Source organism: Streptomyces sp. NPDC088745 (genome assembly GCF_044751045.1).
Classification (GTDB): Bacteria; Actinomycetota; Actinomycetes; order Streptomycetales; family Streptomycetaceae; genus Streptomyces; species Streptomyces cremeus.
Genome location: NZ_JBIVLB010000006.1, coordinates 255,118 through 271,886, shown reverse-complemented (window position 1 = coordinate 271,886; position 16,769 = coordinate 255,118). Strand labels below are relative to the sequence as shown.

Here is a 16,769-nt window from a genome sequence, read left to right as displayed (position 1 = left end):
GTCCGACAACTCGCGCGGCCAGTGAGGACGAACGGATGTGCCGGGCCGGCACAGCAGCAGCACGAGGGGGATGCGGAGTGACGCAGGTTCGTACGCGACGCCGTCAGCCGAGGGTCGAGCTCTACGAGCGCATCGTCGCCGCGATTCATGACGGCACGTATCCACCGGGCACGAAACTCCCCTCCGAGCCCGTGCTCGCCGCCGAACTGGGGGTCGGCCGGCCCGCCCTGCGCGAAGTGCTGATCCTGCTCCAGGAGGACGGCGTCATCACGCGCAAGCACGGGGTCGGAAGCCGGGTGAACCAGCCCCCCGCCACCCGGGGCATCGAACGCCTGTCCCCCGTCGAGGCGCTGCTCGGCCCCGGTCCGGTGACCTGCCGTCGCCTCGCCGCCGAGCTGGACGAGCCGACCGACTTCTCCGGCTTCCACCTCCGGCTCCCGCCCGTCAGCCGCACCTGGTTCTGGGAGACCCTGGTGGAGGTCGACGGCGTCCCGGCCTGCTTCGCGCACGAATGGGCGGCCGACGCCTCCGCGCTGGGCGAACTCGGCCCCGCGTTCGCGGCCGCGCTCGGTGCGACCGTCTCGCCCGCGCCGCCGATCAGCATGCTCGCGCTCCTGATCGCGACGGCCGAGGACCGTGCGCTCGCGGCCAAGAGCACGATGGGCGCGACGATCCTCGGCAAGGAGCGGGGCAGGGCCATGAACCGGCCGCCCGAGACGCCCGCGATGCTGATCACGCAGGTCGTGACCGCGGACAACAGCCCCGTACTGGCCGCGAAGTACCTCGTCCCCGGCGGCGCGCCCCTGATCCACCTGAACCAACGCCACTGACGGCGGCGGGAGCGCTCGCGCAGGAGGAGCGTCAGCGCGATCCGGCGGCGGATCACACCAGGGTGACGTCCATGCCGCCTTCGGCCAGGACTTCCAGGACCGAGGCGAACACGTCGTAGGGGCGGCTCGTCGGTGACGTACCGGCCGTCGAGTTCCTGGGCGTGCCCGGCCGGCCGGTCCCGGCCCGGTCGTCGGCGGCTCCGCTCGCGTACGAGGTCGTGCCGGGCCCCGCCGCGGCGGGTGTCGAGACCGGCCCAGATGTCCACAGCGGCCGGTAGTCCACGGTGATCATGCCTCAGTCCGTGCCGGACGGGCGCTCCGGGAGCAGGCACTCCGCCAGCAGGGCGACGACGTCGTGCCAGGCCCGCCGGGCGTGCCGGGGGTGGTGGCCGACGCCGGGACGCACCGTGTGGCCGACCGTCGGGTGGTGGAAGGCGTGCAGGGCTCCGCCGTAGACCACGATGCGCCAGTCGACGCCCGCGGCCTGCATCTCCTCGGCGAACGCCTCCCGTTGCGCGGGCGGCATGATCGGGTCCTGGGACCCGACCCCGGCCCACACCGGGCAGCGGATGCGCGCCGCCTCGCCCGGCCGGCCGGTGGTCAGTGCGTTGACCGTGCCGATCGCGCGCAGGTCGACGCCGTCGCGGCCGAGCTCCAGTGCGATCGCGCCCCCGGTGCCGTAGCCGATGGCGGCGGTCCGGGCGCGGTCGGCACCTGGTTCGGCCCACAGCACGTCGAGCGCGGCGTGACCGATCGCCCGCATCCGGTCGGGATCGGCGAGCAGCGGCATGCAGCGCGCCAGCATGTCCTCGGGGTCCGCCAGATAGCGTCCGCCGTGGAGGTCGAAGGCCAGTGCCACGTACCCCAGTTCGGCCAGCGCCTCGGCGCGGCGGCGTTCGACGTCGCTGAGCCCCGTGCCCTCGGGTCCGATCAGGACGGCGGGCCGGAGTCCGGTGCCGGCGGGGAGGGCGAGGTGGCCGGTCATCGTCAGGTTGTCGGCGGGGTACTCCACCGTGCGCGTGGTGATCGTCGTCATGCGGCTGGACGGTAGTGCCGGTCGCGTCCGCTCGGGGTGGTGTTCACCGACGGCAGACGGCGGGCCGGCACCGGCCGGGGGTCAGGGGGTGACGGGCACCGCGTTGTTGTCCGGGGCGCAGCGGACGGTCCAGGGAGTGGCGGAGCGGACGAGGTTCTCGTGGATGCGGATGTCGATCTGCTCGGGTTTCCTGGTGCCGGGGACCTCCGCGTGCGCGGCGGTGCAGGCGAGCTGGCTGATGGCGGTGACGTCGAGGTCGCCGGCGCTGACCGCCGAGGGGACGAAGACGTCCACCGCGCCGGTGACGGCGTTCGCGGTGAGCTGACCGCCCATGGGCGGGACCTGGTTGATCAGGCCGCGCCGGCGTTCGGCGGGGGTGGGGCCCTCCAGGAGGAGGTCCAGTGCGTGCTGCGGGCTGAGCGGGCGGTCCGTGGGCCGGGTGACGGCCCGGATGCCGTACGGGCCCGCGAAGTACAGGCGTACGGAACGGGCTTCGGTGCCCGGCCGCGGGACGCCCGAGGCGGGGCCGCCCGCGTCGCGGGGATCGGTGGCGCTGATCCCGCAGCCCACGGTGGTCGTGAAGAGGAGAAGGAGAAGGAGGGCGGGGGCGGGGCGGGGGCGGGTCATGGCTGTTCCAGCGGGGCGGGGGGCAGGGCCAGGGTGAAGACGGCGCCCCCGTGGGGGCTGTTGGCGGCGGTGAGGGCGGCGCCGTGCAGGAGGGCGTTCTCGTGGGCGATGGCGAGGCCCAGGCCGCTGCCCTCGGAGCGGGTGCGGGCGGTGTCGGCCTTGTAGAAGCGCTCGAAGACGTGCGGGAGGACGTCGGCGGGGATGCCGGGGCCGTGATCGGTGACGGTGACGACCGTACGGCCGTCGTCGGCGTCGGCACGGGCGGCGAGGACGACCGGCGGGCGTCCGTGGCGCAGGGCGTTGCCGATCAGGTTGCCCAGGATCACGTCGATGCGGCGGGGGTCGGCCCGTACCGGCAGCGGTCCTTGGAGGTCGGTGCGCACGCGGGGGTCGTCGGCCCAGCCGCGGAGCTGGAGCGTCTTGGCGACGAGGGTGCGCAGGTCCGTGTTCTCCAGGTGCAGGGGGGCCGCCTTGGCGTCGAAGCGGGAGACCTCCATGAGGTCCTCGACCATGCGGGCCAGGGTGCGGGTCTCCGTGCTGATCAGACGTACCGCGTCGGCGGTGTCCTCGGGCAGGACCCCGGACGCGGCGTCCTCGTCGAGGACTTCGGTCACGGCGGCCATGGCGGCGAGCGGGGTGCGCAGTTCGTGGGCGACGTCGGAGGCGAACCGGCGGGCGCCCGCCTCCAGGCGGCGCAGCTCGGCGTCGTCGCGTTCCAGGGTGGCGGCCATGGTGTTGAAGGAGCGGGTGAGGGAGGCGAGTTCGTCGTGACCCCGGACGTCGAGCCGGGTGTCGAGTTCCCCGGCGGCGATGCGTTCGGCGCCGCCCCGCAGCCGGCGTACGGGACGCAGGATGTGCGCGGCGGCGTACAGGGCGGGGATCAGGGCGAGCGCGAGGGCGGGCACCGCTCCGGCCTGTGCGGCGGTGATCAGGGCCTCGATGTCGGCCTGGTCGTCGTCGAGGGGGAAGGAGACGTAGGCGGTGAGACCGGAGAGCCCGGCGGGGTTGTCCTGCCGTGGGGTGTCGGCGCGGGCGGGTTCCCGGGCGTAGGCGACGGGCATGCCGACGGCGAGCCAGGGGCGGCCGTCGCGCTCGACGTACTGGTAGGCGGCGTGGCCGCCGCTCTCGACCTCGCGGCGCAGGGTGTCGGGCACCGGTGCGACCGGCGGTGCCGGGGAGGCGGGGGCGGCCGGGGACGCGGAGACCAGGGGGCCGCGCTGGTACGCGGCGGAGGCGTGCCAGAGGCGGGAGCCGCCGGCCCGGTCGAGCTGGAGGGCGAGGCCGCGCAGGGTCTGCGTCGTCGGAGGGAAGACGAGGTCGGGGGCGAGGGAGTCGAGCTGGCCGCGCAGGTCGGCCGTCGCGGTGTCCTGGGTGCGTTGCAGGATCGCCGAGCGGGCCTCGCGGAAGGTGAGACCGGCGGTCAGCAGGGCCCCGAAGGCGGCGGCGAGCAGGAAGGCCACGACGAGCCGGGCCCGCAGGCCGCGCGGCGGGCGCGGCCGGAGGGGCGGGCGGGGCTCGTGTGCCGGGACCGGCCGGGACGGTCTGCGGGCCCCTGGGGGCGCGGAGTCCGTTTCCCCGCCGGGCGGGCGAGGGCTCACGACAGGGGCCCGAAGCGGTATCCGAAGCCGCGCACCGTCTGTACGTAGACGGGGTGGCGCGGGTCGTCCTCGATCTTGGCGCGCAAGCGCATGACGCAGGCGTCGACGAGGCGGACGTCCCCGTAGAAGGAGTGCTCCCAGACCTGTTCCAGGAGCTGCTGGCGGCTGTGGACCTGACCGGGTACCGCGCTCAGGAACAGCAACAGCTTCAACTCGGAGGGGGCGAGGGCGAGTTCGGTGCCGTGCTTGGTGACGCGCAGGGAGGCCCGGTCCACCGTGAGACCGGCGAACTCCTCCATGCCCAGGGGGGCGACACCCGTGTCCTGGTGGGGGGCGACGCGGCGCAGCACCGCCTTCATCCGGGCTTCGAGGATCTCCCCGCTGGCGGGTTTCACGACGTAGTCGTCCGCGCCCGCCTCCAGGCCGACGATCATGTCGAGTTCGTCGCCGCGCGCGGAGAGGATGATGATCGGGATCTGCTGGGACTCACGGATGCGGCGGCACACTTCGAGGCCGCTCATCTGCGGCAGCATCAGGTCGAGCAGGACGAGGTCGGGCCGGTACCGCTCCAGGGCGAGCAGCCCCGTCTCGCCACTCCCCGCGATCTCGGTGTCGTGACCGCGCCGCTTCAGGGCGAGGGCGACGCCCTTCTGGACGGCGGGGTCGTCTTCGATGAGCAGGACTCGTGCCATGGGTGCTGTGCCCTTCCGGCGGAACACGGGGGTCGGGGTGGGAGGGGGCGGCGCTGGGGCGCTCCCGCCACCAGGGTGCTGGAAGCATATGACGCGGCTTCTCCCGTTTTATGACGAAACGTTGACGGTCGGGGTGAAGACGGCGCGCGTACGAATGGCGTCGGCCCCGGCGAGGTGAGGTCAGGCCGCCGGGAGCCGGGTTCAGCCCCCCGTGAGGCGGGTGAGGTCCACCGAGCCCGCGCCCGCCCGGGGCTGCGGGATGACGCCCCAGAGGCACACCAGGACGACGTACACCGCCGCCAGGGCCAGGGCTCCGGTCCTGCCCGTCGCCCAGCGGGCCCGGAACCGCACCGGGTCCTCCACCAGGTACGTGGAGAGCGCGGCCGCTGCCACGGACACCGCCATGACGACGGCCGTACGGCTCTAGCCCGTCAGCCCGAGGCGTTCCTCGCTCAGCAGCAGGAACACCGGCCAGTGCCACAGGTAGAGGCTGTACGAGATCCGCCCGGCCCAGCGCAGCGGCCGGACCCGCAGGGCCCTGCCGAGCGGGGCGGCCGGGGCCTGGGCCAGGCAGCCGATGAGCAGGGCGGCGGCCAGCGCGTGGGCGAACAGGCCGCCGCGGAAGAGGGCGGCCGACGTCTGCCCTTCGGTCAGCGCCCAGTACGCGCCGATCCCGCACGCCAGGACCAGCGCCACCCGCCCGGCCGCCCTGGTGGTGAGGCGGGCGAGCAGCCGGGCGGCGGGCGGAGTGGCCGTCAGGGCGCCCAGGAGCAGCGAGAAGGCCCGGGTGTCGGTGCCCTCGTAGACGCGGGTGGTGTCCACCGGGTCGACGAGGACGATCATGAGCAGCAGCGAGGCGAGGGCCCCGGCGGCGGCCACGACCGCGACGTTGCGGCCCGCGTGCCGGCCCCGCGCCACCAGGCACAGCAGCGGTGGCCACAGCAGGTAGAACTGCTCCTCGACGGCGATGCTCCACAGGTGGCTGAAGACGTGGGTGCCGGCCGCGTCCCAGTAGCCGAGCCGGTCGGATATGAAGTGCCAGTTGGCGAGGTTGGCGAGCACCCAGGGGGTGTCGTCACGGGCCTGGCCCAGGAGCGCGGGCGGCCCGAAGGCCCACAGCAGGACCAGGGTGGCGGCGACGGTCACGGCGAGGGCGGGCACCAGACGGCGGGCGCGCCGCCCCCAGAAGGCGAGGAGGTCGACGCGTCCGCCCCGGGCCGCCGTCTCCCGCAGCAGGAGTCCGGTGATCAGGAACCCGGACAGCACGAAGAACAGGTCCACGCCGAGGAAGCCGCCGCCGAAATGGCCCGCGTGGAAGAACAGGACACCGAGGACGGCCAGACCGCGCAGCCCGTCCAGGGGTTCGATGTGCCGCTTCCGCCCGGCCGGGGCCGCGGGGACGGCGGCCGGGGCTGCGGCGCCGGCGCCGGTGGTGGGTGGCGCAGTCGTGTCTGCGGTACGGGCATGCCTGCCGGCGCGCTGGGAGGCGGCGCGCGAGAACGCGGTTCGGAGGGCGACGGGGGTGCGCATGCGGATGTCTTTCGGGTGGACGGGGTGACGGGTGCGGGGAGGGGGCAGAGCGGGGCGGGGCCGGCCGGACGCCGGGGGCGGCAGCAGTGACGCCACGCGGCCGGCGGCCCGCCGCCGGCACAGCCGGAAGACCGGGCGGCCCGCAGGGCTGCGGCTGCGGACCCGCTCGCGGCTACTTGCAGCCCAGCGGGCCGTAAACCTTGTCGCCCGTCCAGGAACCGGTGGCCCACTGATCGGCGGGCGCGGGCGTGTACGAGTACCGCTTGCCGAGTTCCTTGTCGAACCACTGGGCGAACGCGGCCGAGCCCTGCTGGCAGGAGTGGATGCCGTCCTTGCTCCGCTGGGCCTTCGCCGCCGAACCGTCGTCGCCCCACAGGGCGGAGGCGTCGAGGAAGTGGACCTCGTCCGGGTGCTGCGAAGCGACGTCCCGGGCCGACTTCGGGGCGGCCTTGATCGCCGCCTCGTTCGCCTTGTAGAAGTCGTCGATCCTGAACGGGGGCGCGGAGACCAGGACGAGTTCGGCGCCCGCGTCCTTCACCGTCTTCGCCAGCTTCTCGTAGGCGGCCCTCTGCTCCGCCGGGGTGCCCCAGTCGTAGGTGGTGATCTGGTACGCCACCACGTCGGGCTTGAAGGAGCTCAGCTCGCGGGGCAGGCTCTCCCAGGTGGGCGCGGCGATCTCACCGACGACACCGCCGCCGCCGGCCGCCGCCATCGACTTGAACTCCACGCCGTCGGCCTTCATCGCCGCGCCCAGCGCGGGTGCCTGCGCCTCGCCGATGGAGTCGCCCATCCACAGCAGTCTGGCGGGCTTCGCGCCGTCCTTGGTGGCCGCGCCGGACGCGGTGCCCGTTCCCTTGCCCGCGGTGTCCGCGTCCTTGGCGGACCCGCTGCCCTGGCAGGCCGTGAGCCCGAGGACACCGACGCACGCGGCCGCCGCGACGAGGGCGGCGAGCCGGCCGGAGGGCCGACGGAGGAGCGGCCGGCCCGCCCGGTTGCGGTTCGTGCCGTTGCCGTTGCCGTTGCCGTTGCGGTCGAAGTCGTGGTTGTTCATGTCGTGGTTGTTCATGCGGTCCAGCGAAAGACACGGAACCGCCGTTCGGACGGCCCGTCATCGCTTCATCACACACCGGGGAACGGCCCGTCACGTTCCGCGGAAGCCGCCGTCAAGCAGGCGCTTCGCGGCCCGTGATCACCGGCGTCCCGCGAAGGCGCTCCTTTGTCGCGGTGCAGGGGGTAGCGTCCTGGTCATGGACTTTCACACCACCGTTGAGCGGGCTCAACGCCTCAAGAAGCTGCACGCCGAGCACCAGCCGCTCGTTCTGCCGACCGTCTGGGACGTCTGGTCCGCCCGGACGGCCGTCGCCGCCGGGTTCCCCGCGCTGACCATCGGCAGTCATCCGCTCGCCGACTCCCGGGGAGCCGCAGACCAGGAGGGGCAGACCTTCGAGGAAGTGCTCGCCGCCGTCAGGCCGATCATCGCGGCGGTCGACGTCCCCGTCTCCGTGGACCTGGAGGCGGGTTACGGGCAGGACCCCGCCGACCTGATCGCCGGACTCACCGAGGCCGGCGGGGTCGGCCTCAACCTTGAGGACACCGTCCACTCCGAGGGCGGCCGCGTACGGACCACGCAGGAGCACGCGACGTACATCGCCGGCCTCCGCGCGGCGGCCGACAAGGCGGGCGTCCCGGTCTGGGTCAACGGGCGCACCGACCTGTTCATGCACGCGGACAACGCCGCCGACGTCCTGGACGAGACCGTCGAGCGCCTGCGCGCCCTCCAGGAGGCCGGCGCCGACAGCGTCTACCCGGTGGGCATCCAGGACAGCGACGACCTGCTCACGGCGGTGACCGGCGCGGTCGGCGTGCCCGTGAACACCACGGCCCACCCGGTCAAGCACGACCTTGAGCGCTTCCGCCGCCTCGGGGTCGGCCGGATCACCTACGGCCCGTTCCTGCAGTTCGCCATGACGGAGGCGATGAAGGACGCCATCGCTCCGTGGGCGCCGTGACGGCCTCGTGACCGGTCACTGAGCCAGGCGTACGGGCCGGCTCCCCGCCACGGAAACGGGTGCGGGGAGCCGGCCCGTACGGCATGACGGCCCCGCGGCACGGCGGAACGGTCGCCGCCCAGGACAGGACGCACACCGGACCGCCGGGCACTGGGCCACCGGGCCACCGGGCCACCGGGCCACCGGGCCCAGGCTCCGAGCGCGCCTCTGTACTATGTCATCCGATCGACGACAGCTCAGATGTCGTCGCCACGATGACCGTTCGCCCGAGGGAGGTACCCATGGCCGCAGCCGACCAGCCGCCCACGCCCCGTACCGACGACGCCCACGGTCCGGCGTCCTTCCTCGCCGCGGCGGCCGCCCTCGCCGCCGTGGACGACGCCCTGCGCGACGCCCAGCACGAGGGACCCGACCCCGTCCGGCCCGGTCCCGAACAGGCGCTGGCCTCCCTGATGCTGCTGCGGCAGGTCCGTGAGCGGTTGGCCGGCTGGGAGACCGGCCTGATCGAGACCGCCCGCGGCGCGGGCGCCAGTTGGGCGGACCTGGCCGGCCCGCTGGGCGTCGCCAGCCGCCAGGCCGCCGAACGCCGGTACCTGCGCGGGCGCCCCGGCGCCGTCGGCACCACGGGCGAGCAGCGCGTGACGGCCACCCGCCGGGCCCGCGCGGCCGAACGCGACACCGCCGCCCGGGCCCGCGCCAACGCGGCCGACCTGCGCCGCCTCGCCGCGCGGATCACCGCGCTCCCCCACCTCGGGTCCGAGGCGCGGCCGGCCCAGGCCGCCCTGCACAGCGCCCTCGGCGCCGCCGACGCAGCCGAACTCCTCGCGCCGCTGGCCGACCTGCGCCCCCACCTCCTCGCCCGCCACGCGGGTCTCGTCGCGTCCCTGGACGCCCTCGAAGACCGAGGCGCTCCGACGGCCGCTCCCGAGGACTGACCTGCCCGGCGCGGCGCACGCGGTGGCCGCGCCCGCCCCGTCCCTGCCCGTTCCGCAGCCCAACAAGCCCAGACCCACAGAAAGGTCCCTCCATGGCCAGCAGTGTCGAGACGATGGAATTCCAGGCCGAGACACGGCAGTTGCTCCGCCTGGTGATCCACTCGATCTACTCGAACAAGGACATCTTCCTGCGCGAGCTGATCTCGAACGCCTCCGACGCCCTCGACAAGCTGCGGCTGGAGTCGCTGACCGACTCCGGCCTCTCCGGGCTCGACACCAGCGACCTGCACATCGCACTGGAGGTCGACAAGGAGGCCCGCACGCTGACCGTCCGGGACAACGGCATCGGCATGAGCCGGGACGACCTCGTGGAGCTGATCGGCACGATCGCCAAGTCCGGCACCGCCGACCTGCTGGCGAAGATCAAGGACTCCCAGGACGCCGTCACCGCCGAGAACCTGATCGGACAGTTCGGCGTCGGCTTCTACTCGGCGTTCATGGTGGCCGACACGGTCACGGTGCGCACCCGGCGGGCCGGCACCGACTCCGGCACCCAGTGGGAGTCCGACGGCGAGGGCGCCTACACCCTGCGGCCCGTCGAGGACCTGCCCGTGGGCACCTCGGTCACCCTGCACCTCAAGCCCGTCGACAGTGAAGACGGCCTCGCCGACTACCTGTCGGAGTCGAAGATCCGTCAGATCGTCAAGCAGTACTCGGACTTCATCCGCTGGCCCATCCGGATGGCCGCCGAGCGCACCGACGCCGAGGGCGCGACCACGCGGGAGGTCGACACGCTCAACTCGATGAAGGCGCTGTGGGCCCGCCCGCGCGCCGAAGTGACCGAGAGCGAGTACCACGAGTTCTACCAGCAGATCAGCCACGACTGGCAGCCCCCGGCCGAGACGATCCACATGCGCGCCGAGGGCACCTTCGAGTACGAGGCACTGCTGTTCGTCCCCTCGCAGGCGCCCTTCGACCTGTTCTCCCGCGAGACCCGCGGCGGCGTGCAGCTCTACGTCAAGCGGGTGTTCATCATGGACGACTGCGAAGCGCTGATGCCCGACTACCTGCGCTTCGTCAAGGGTGTCGTGGACGCCCACGACCTGTCGCTGAACGTCTCCCGGGAGATCCTCCAGCACGACCGGCAGATCCGCGGCGTACGCCGGCGGCTGGTCAAGAAGGTCCTGGGCGCGGTCAAGGACATGCAGGCCAAGGACGCCGAGCGCTACGCGAAGGTGTGGGCCCAGTTCGGCCGGGCGCTGAAGGAGGGCCTGATCGAGGACCCGGACAACACCGAGACCCTGCTGGAGCTGGTGTCGGCGGCCTCCACCCACGATCCGGAGAAGACCACCACGCTGCGCGAGTACGTCGAGCGCATGAAGGACGGTCAGGACGCCATCTACTACCTGACCGGCGAGACCCGCGCGATGGTGGAGAACTCCCCGCACATGGAGGCCTTCACGGCGAAGGGGTACGAGGTGCTGATCCTCACCGACCCCGTCGACGAGGTGTGGGTGGACCGGGTCCCGGCCTTCGACGGCCACCGGTTCCAGTCCATCGCCAAGGGGCAGGTGGACCTCGGCGGGAGCGCCGAGGGCGACGAGGAGAAGGACGCCGAGAAGGCCCGGCACGAGCAGGACTTCGCGGCCCTGCTGCCGTGGCTGACCACCGCGCTGTCCGAGCAGGTCAAGGAGGTCCGCCTGTCGTCGCGCCTGACGACCTCCGCGGCCTGCATCGTCGGTGACGCCCACGACGTGACGCCGACCCTGGAGAAGATGTACCGGGCGATGGGGCAGGAGCTGCCTCCGGTGAAGCGGATCCTGGAGCTCAACCCCGCGCACCCGCTGATCACCGCGCTGCGCACCGCGCACGAGGCCGACGCAAACGATCCGGCGCTGGCGGAGACCGCCGAACTGGTCTACGGCAGCGCGCTGCTCGCGGAGGGCGGCGAGCTGCCCGACCCGGCCCGGTTCACCCGGCTGCTGACCGAACGTCTCACCCGCGCGCTGTGACGCACGGGTGCGGCCGGGCGCGTGCGCCGCGCCCGGCCGCACCCGCCCCGGCACGGGACGGTGGGACGCGGACGACCCGTGCGACGGGGGCCGTGACAAGTTTCACCATGCAGACGCATGCCGTCGCCACGCCGGACAGCGGTAAGAATGTCTTCTCGTGACTACCTCAGCCATATCCGCACCCACACCGATCTACGACCTCCTCGTCCAGGAACGGGGAGACGCCCTGACGGCGAGCCGTGTCGCCGCCGAGCAGACGCAGGACCAGGCCAGGCGGGCCCTGGACTGGGGCGGTCCACGCGCCGTTCCGGGTCAGCGGCCCGAACGCGCGTTCTCCGCCTTCGGCCACGCGGAGAGCTTCGGCCGCACGGACGGTCCGGAGGGCCCGGACGGGGCGCGGCCCGCGTCCTCGTAGCGCCTGTCGCCCGGACCGGAGGGGCGGAGGCGCCCGCCCTCCTTCCCGCCCCTCCGGTCCGGGCGGCTGCTCAGCGGTTCTCGGGCAGGTCGGCCTCCGCCGGGACGACCGAGAGCGAACGCTGCTTGCCCTGGCCGGCGGCCGGCTTGGCCGGCTTGCCGCAGAAGGCCGCCTCCAGCGTGCCGCCGAGCACGGTGTTCACCGCGCCCCGGTTCGAGGTGTTCGCCATCGCGGACAGCGCGCGGCGGCCGTCGCGGGTGGCGAAGGCGTAGGTGTAGAAGCCCTGGACGGTCCCGGTGTGGCCGTACACCTGGGTGCCGCAGGACAGGTCGTACCGGCGCAGCCCCAGCCCGTAGAAGCGGGTCTGGGCGGCGTCCGTCGGGGTGACCGTGGTCATGGCGTCCATCATCCGGGGCGACAGCAGCCTGCCCCGCATCAGCGCGGTGGTGAAGGTGTTGAGGTCGGCGGGGTCGGAGATGACCGCACCGGCCGCCTGCGCCCAGGAGACGGTCTGCTCCGTGGAGTCGACCAGCGGCGCGCCCTCCTCGTCGGGGTGGAGGTAGCCGCGTACGTGCTGGCCCTGGATCCGCGTCTCGGGGTGGACGTAGGACGTGTGGCGCAGGTTCAGGGGCTTGATGACGCGGCGCTCGTACTGCCGGGCGAGGGAGGTGCCGGTGGTCTTCTCGATGAGCATGCCGACGACGACGAAGTTGGTGTTGGAGTACTTGTACGCGGCGCCCGGCTCGGTGGTGCGCGGGAGGGCCAGCGAGAGGCCGACCAGTTCCTGGGGGCTGAAGACGCGGTTGCGGACGGCTTCGAAGCCGGGCACGGTCCGGGCGAACATCTGGTCGGTGTAGTCGGCCAGCCCGCTGCGGTGGGTGAGCAGGTGACGGACCGTGATCCGCTCGTCGGGCAGCAGGCCCGGCAGGTAGCGGTTGACGGGAGCGTCCAGCTCCAGCCGCCCCTCGTCGACCAGTTGGAGCAGGACGACGCTGGAGAAGGTCTTGCTGACGCTGCCGATGCGGAAGCGTGCCCGGGTGTCCATGGCCTCGCCGCTGACCCGGTCGCGGACGCCCACGGTACGGGTGCGGACGCCGTCGGGGCCGGTGAAGCGGGCCATCGCGCCCGGGGCGCCGTTGGCCATCGCGGCGTTCAGGGCCGCGGTCACCCCTTCCAGGTCGGGGGCGGGGACGGCGGGGGTCCGGGGCCCGGCCGGGGCCTGCGGGGCGGCGGAGGCCACCGTGGCGGGGGCGAGGCCGCAGGCCAGGGCGGTGATCAGGGTGGCGCTGACGGCCATGCGCCGGTGCGTCGGCAGGGACACGTGACTTCCTCGTTCTCAACTGGTCGCTGAAGCGGCGCACCTGTGGGGTGCGCCGCCGGGGCCGGGAGGACGGCCGTCGAACGCGGCCCCGCCCGCCCCTCACCGATCATGAGGGTCCGCACGGCGGGACGGTTCCTGACACGGGGCGGAAAATTGAGTTCGACCCGAGGACGGCCGTTGTTCACCCGCCCGGCGACGGATCCGCTGTCCGCCCGCCCCGGGGCGGTTCCCCGTGTCCACCCGCCCGGTGACGGCCCCTCAGCAGCAGCCGCCCTCCTCCATCAGGTGCCGGACGGCCTCCCAGTGCGACTCCGCGCCGCGCGCCGCGGCGGCCGCGCTCCGCTGCCGGTACGGCGCGGCCAGGGCCGCCCGGGTGTGCGGCCGCCCGCCCACGAGGACCGCGCTCACCTTCACCAGGTCGTCGAAGTCGACCAGCGGGTTGCCGTCCACGACCGTCAGGTCGGCCAGCTTCCCGGGCTCGACCGTGCCCAGGTCCCGGTCCGCCCCGAAGAGTTCGGCCGGGGCCCGGGTCACCGACCGCAGGGCCTGCGCCGCCGGGAAGCCGCCCCGTACCATCGCGCGCAGGACGATGTGCAGGGTGAGTCCGACCGGGGTGATCGGGGTGTCCGTGCCGATGGCCATCAGCCCGCCGCCGTCCACGATCCTCCGGTACGTCGCCAGCTCCCGCCGCAGCGCCAGCCGCTGGACGTCGGTCGGCCGTTCGGCGGCGCTGGCACGGACCGCCGCCGCGTCCCACGGCGGCATCATCGCCGTGACCCGGGCGTCGTCGGCCAGTTCCGGGAAGTCGCCCAGCAGCGGGGAGGCGACGAAGGGGGTCGCGAGGAGCTTCAGCCCGCCCCGCGTGTAGGCGGCGACGGTGTCCGCGTAGGTGAAGCCCTCGCTGGTCGCCCCGTGGCCCTGCTCGGCGCGCTCGGTGGCGACGAGGTGGCTCGTCAGGTCCTCGCCGCTCTGCAGGCCCTGCGACACGAGGTGGGAGCCGGACAGCACCCCCAGCCGCTCGTGCCCGAAGCGGGCCGCCTGCTCCATGTGGTCCTGCGGGGAGCGGACGTACGTCTTCACGAAGTCCCAGTCCAGGGCGGCTCCCCGGGCGAGCGAGCGCCGCAGCCCCTCCCGCGTCCGGTGCGCCCGGCCCATGCTGTAGGCGACGCGCGAGCCGTCGAGGAGTTCGCCGGTGGTGAGCAGCCGGGGGCCCGCCAGCCGCCCGGCGACGACGTCCTCGCGCAGCCGGGCCTGTTCGTAGGAGAACCCGGCCAGGGACACGGTGGTCGTGATGCCGTACGCGAGCGAGACGGCGGTCTGCCGCGCCCCGTACGTGTACTGCCAGGGGTGGGTGTGCGCGTCCCAGAGGCCGGGCAGCACGGTCTGGCGCGAGGCGTCGACGAAACGGCCGGCCCGGCGGCCCGCCCGGTGCGGTTCGACGGCGGTGATCCGCCCGTCACGGATCAGGATGTCGACGTCGGTGCGCACCCGGCCGTCCGTCGCCGTGCCGTCCCAGAGCCGTCCGGCGTGCACGACCACGTCGGCGGGCGCGGAGCTGCGGTAGTCGAGCCGTACCGGGAGCACGCGCCCGGGACCGGCCGCGTCGCGGGTGGTGAGCCGGACCTTTCCCTCGGCGAGGTACAGGAGGGTGCGGCTGTCGGCGCCCCAGCTCGGATGGTCCGCCCCGAGGTCGCCGATCTGCCGGGCCTCCCCCGCCGGGCTGCCGTCGGCGCGCACCGGCAGCACCCACAGCGCGGACTCGCTCACCACGGCCAGCCACCGGCCGTCGTACGACCAGACGGGCCCGGAGGCGTACCGGTCGGACAGCGAGGCGAAGCGGGCGACGGGGTACAGGCGGGAGGCGCCGGTGGCGACCTCCACCACGCGGATCAGGTTGTACCCCTCCCGGAAGCGGAAGTTGAGCCGGTTGCGGTCGGCGTAGACGAGGTGGCGTCCGTCCGGCGACCAGCTCGGCGGGCCGGGCAGTCCGCCGCCGCCCAGCGGCGCGGCCACCACCTTCTCCGTTCCGCCCGCCAGGTCCCGGACGACCAGGCCGCCGGCCATGTCCAGGCAGGCCAGCCGGGTGCCGTCCGGCGAGAGGGCGGGATGGGTGCGTCCGCCCGGCGCGAGCAGCTCGTTCTTCCCGGTGGCGAGTTCGATCCGCCGTACGGCGTTGAGGCCGTCGCGGTCGTCGACGTAGAGCAGCCACCGGCCGTCACGGCTGAAGGAGGGACCCTGGAGGTACGTGGACGGATCGGCCTCCAGGACCCGCCGGGGCCCGGCCGACCGCCCAGAAGTCGGCTGGATCCAGAGGGAGTTGAGGGCGACGAAGGCGAAGGAGCGGCCGTCGGGGGCGAGCACCGGCTGCTGGATGCCGCGCACGCGGCGGGTGCCGCGCGGCTCCAGGTCGTAACGCTTCACCCGGTACGCCGGCCGGTGGACGGGCAGGGTCGCGGTGAACGGCACCGTGCGCCCGGCGGGGTCGCGGTGCGGGCGCAGGATCTGGAACTGGCCGTCGACGGTGAGCAGGAGCCGCTCGTCGTCCAGCCAGCGCGGCGGCACGGCCGCGAGGGAGCCCTCGACCGGTACGTTCCGGCCGTCGACGACGAGGGTGACGGGCTGGAAGCGGGTGGTCGTGCCGGTGGCGGTGGCGCGCAGCCAGGCGGTGCGGCCGGCCGGGGAGACGGCGGGCGTGAGGAGCCCGCCGGGCGGTGCGGAGGCGGGCTCGGTGTGGACGACGGCGACCGGGCCCGCCCGGCCGGCGTCGGCGGGGACGGCGGCGATCGTACGGGACCGGAGCGCCGTCCCCTCGACCGTGCCGCGCACGAAGAGCACCCGGGAGCCGTCGCCGCTCCAGGCGGGGTCGAAGTCCTCCCAGGGCTTGTTCTGGTGGGGCCCCGGCTGCCCGTTCAGGCCCGTGAGCTGGCGCAGCGTGCCGTCGGCGACGTCCACCGTCCAGATGCGGTACGGGCTGCCCGTGACGGGGTCGCCGCCGCGTTCGGAGGAGAAGGCGAGGCGGGTGCCGTCGGGGGACCAGGCGGGGCTCCGGTCGTCCCAGGGGCCTTCGGTGAGGCGGCGCAGGCCCGTGCCGTCGGCGTTCAGCAGCCAGAGGTGGAACTGGCCGCCCCGGTAGCCGGAGACCGCGATGCGGCGGCCGTCGGGCGAGAGGACCGGGCGGACGGGTTCGAGGTCGGGCGGGGTGAGGGCGCGGGCGGGCCGGCCGTCGTCGCGGAAGGACCAGAGGACGTTCTGCACCTCGGCGACGTAGTGGCCGCGGTGGGCGGTGGCGGAGCCGTTGGTGGCCGCGTCGAGGCGGACGCGCCGGGTGGGGCCCCCGGGGTCCGCGAGGGCTTCGGAGGGCGGGGCCGCGCCGACGGCGGCGGCGCCGATGGTGACGGTGGCGGCCTGGAGGAAGGTGCGGCGGGGCAGGGACGGCAAGGTGACTCCCCCTGGGGTCTCAGGTGTACGCACGTGCCCCACCAGGAAACGCCGCGGGGGGCCCGGCGTCCATGAGGCGGGGCGGGCGGGGGCTCATTCCGGCCGACCCCGCACGCTGCCGCGACGGGGCTTGAGGGGGTGTCAGGCGTCTGTGCGGGCCGTCTCCTCGTGGGCGGCCCAGGCGTGTTCGCGGACGGCGGGGTCCTCCAGTACGTCCGCGGCCGTGCAGGCCGGGGCCCCGGCGGCGGCGAGCAGCACGGCGCGGGCGCGTGGTGCTGCTCGCCGCCCCGGCGAAGTGCGGGGTGTGGTCACCGGGGTCGGGGCCG

Annotated in this window: 16 protein-coding genes; 5 read left to right on the top strand and 11 right to left on the bottom strand. The window is 74.1% G+C overall.

What is annotated here, in order from left to right; genetic code table 11:
* Positions 1–77 precede the first annotated feature (77 nt).
* On the top strand, positions 78–830 hold the full coding sequence (locus ACIP93_RS18680) for a GntR family transcriptional regulator (protein ID WP_401760255.1): 753 nt from the start codon (positions 78–80) through the stop codon (positions 828–830).
* 52 nt (positions 831–882) lie between these two features.
* On the opposite strand, the gene ACIP93_RS18675 is transcribed toward ACIP93_RS18680, so the two are convergent.
* The 8 genes from ACIP93_RS18675 to ACIP93_RS18640 all read right to left on the bottom strand — a co-directional run bounded on the left by ACIP93_RS18675 (position 883) and on the right by ACIP93_RS18640 (position 7,379).
* Positions 883–1,122, bottom strand: coding sequence for a hypothetical protein (locus ACIP93_RS18675; RefSeq protein ID WP_401760252.1), 240 nt, complete (start codon positions 1,120–1,122; stop codon positions 883–885).
* A gap of 3 nt (positions 1,123–1,125) precedes the next feature.
* The gene (locus tag ACIP93_RS18670; RefSeq protein ID WP_401760249.1) at positions 1,126–1,866 is read right to left on the bottom strand and encodes a dienelactone hydrolase family protein; all 741 of its coding nucleotides are present in this window, start codon (positions 1,864–1,866) and stop codon (positions 1,126–1,128) included.
* 81 nt (positions 1,867–1,947) lie between these two features.
* Positions 1,948–2,493 carry a hypothetical protein gene (locus tag ACIP93_RS18665; RefSeq protein ID WP_401760246.1) on the bottom strand — a complete coding sequence of 182 codons (546 nt, stop codon included), beginning with the start codon at positions 2,491–2,493 and terminating at the stop codon, positions 1,948–1,950.
* Entirely contained in the window at positions 2,490–3,953 is a 1,464-nt protein-coding gene (locus ACIP93_RS18660) for a sensor histidine kinase (protein ID WP_401760243.1), read from the bottom strand. The genes ACIP93_RS18665 and ACIP93_RS18660 overlap by 4 nt, the downstream gene beginning before the upstream one ends.
* A 134-nt stretch (positions 3,954–4,087) precedes the next feature.
* Complete coding sequence (locus ACIP93_RS18655) at positions 4,088–4,783, bottom strand: response regulator (protein WP_401760241.1); 696 nt, start codon at positions 4,781–4,783, stop codon at positions 4,088–4,090.
* 201 nt (positions 4,784–4,984) lie between these two features.
* A complete protein-coding gene (locus ACIP93_RS18650) occupies positions 4,985–5,188 on the bottom strand; it encodes a hypothetical protein (protein ID WP_401760238.1) in 204 nt (67 codons plus the stop codon).
* Between the two features lie 18 nt (positions 5,189–5,206).
* On the bottom strand, positions 5,207–6,313 hold the full coding sequence (locus ACIP93_RS18645) for an acyltransferase family protein (RefSeq protein ID WP_401760236.1): 1,107 nt from the start codon (positions 6,311–6,313) through the stop codon (positions 5,207–5,209).
* Positions 6,314–6,485: 172 nt separating this feature from the next.
* Positions 6,486–7,379 (bottom strand): SGNH/GDSL hydrolase family protein, encoded by an 894-nt coding sequence (locus ACIP93_RS18640; RefSeq protein ID WP_401760233.1) that lies wholly within the window; start codon positions 7,377–7,379, stop codon positions 6,486–6,488.
* Between the two features lie 181 nt (positions 7,380–7,560).
* Between ACIP93_RS18640 and ACIP93_RS18635 the strand changes: the two genes are divergently transcribed.
* The 4 genes from ACIP93_RS18635 to ACIP93_RS18620 all read left to right on the top strand — a co-directional run bounded on the left by ACIP93_RS18635 (position 7,561) and on the right by ACIP93_RS18620 (position 11,684).
* On the top strand, positions 7,561–8,322 hold the full coding sequence (locus ACIP93_RS18635; protein WP_345219655.1) for an isocitrate lyase/phosphoenolpyruvate mutase family protein: 762 nt from the start codon (positions 7,561–7,563) through the stop codon (positions 8,320–8,322).
* 281 nt (positions 8,323–8,603) lie between these two features.
* Complete coding sequence (locus tag ACIP93_RS18630) at positions 8,604–9,257, top strand: type III effector protein (RefSeq protein WP_401760230.1); 654 nt, start codon at positions 8,604–8,606, stop codon at positions 9,255–9,257.
* A gap of 92 nt (positions 9,258–9,349) precedes the next feature.
* Positions 9,350–11,269 carry a molecular chaperone HtpG gene (htpG, locus tag ACIP93_RS18625; RefSeq protein WP_401760227.1) on the top strand — a complete coding sequence of 640 codons (1,920 nt, stop codon included), beginning with the start codon at positions 9,350–9,352 and terminating at the stop codon, positions 11,267–11,269.
* A gap of 157 nt (positions 11,270–11,426) precedes the next feature.
* The gene (locus ACIP93_RS18620; RefSeq protein WP_345219652.1) at positions 11,427–11,684 is read left to right on the top strand and encodes a hypothetical protein; all 258 of its coding nucleotides are present in this window, start codon (positions 11,427–11,429) and stop codon (positions 11,682–11,684) included.
* Between the two features lie 70 nt (positions 11,685–11,754).
* On the opposite strand, the gene ACIP93_RS18615 is transcribed toward ACIP93_RS18620, so the two are convergent.
* From ACIP93_RS18615 to ACIP93_RS18605, 3 genes are all read right to left on the bottom strand, one after another.
* Complete coding sequence (locus ACIP93_RS18615) at positions 11,755–12,981, bottom strand: serine hydrolase domain-containing protein (protein ID WP_380837488.1); 1,227 nt, start codon at positions 12,979–12,981, stop codon at positions 11,755–11,757.
* Positions 12,982–13,263: 282 nt separating this feature from the next.
* Positions 13,264–16,443, bottom strand: a complete 3,180-nt coding sequence (locus ACIP93_RS18610) for an amidohydrolase family protein (RefSeq protein WP_401760225.1) — start codon at positions 16,441–16,443, stop codon at positions 13,264–13,266.
* A gap of 141 nt (positions 16,444–16,584) precedes the next feature.
* A complete protein-coding gene (locus ACIP93_RS18605; RefSeq protein ID WP_345219649.1) occupies positions 16,585–16,755 on the bottom strand; it encodes a hypothetical protein in 171 nt (56 codons plus the stop codon).
* Positions 16,756–16,769: the final 14 nt, after the last annotated feature.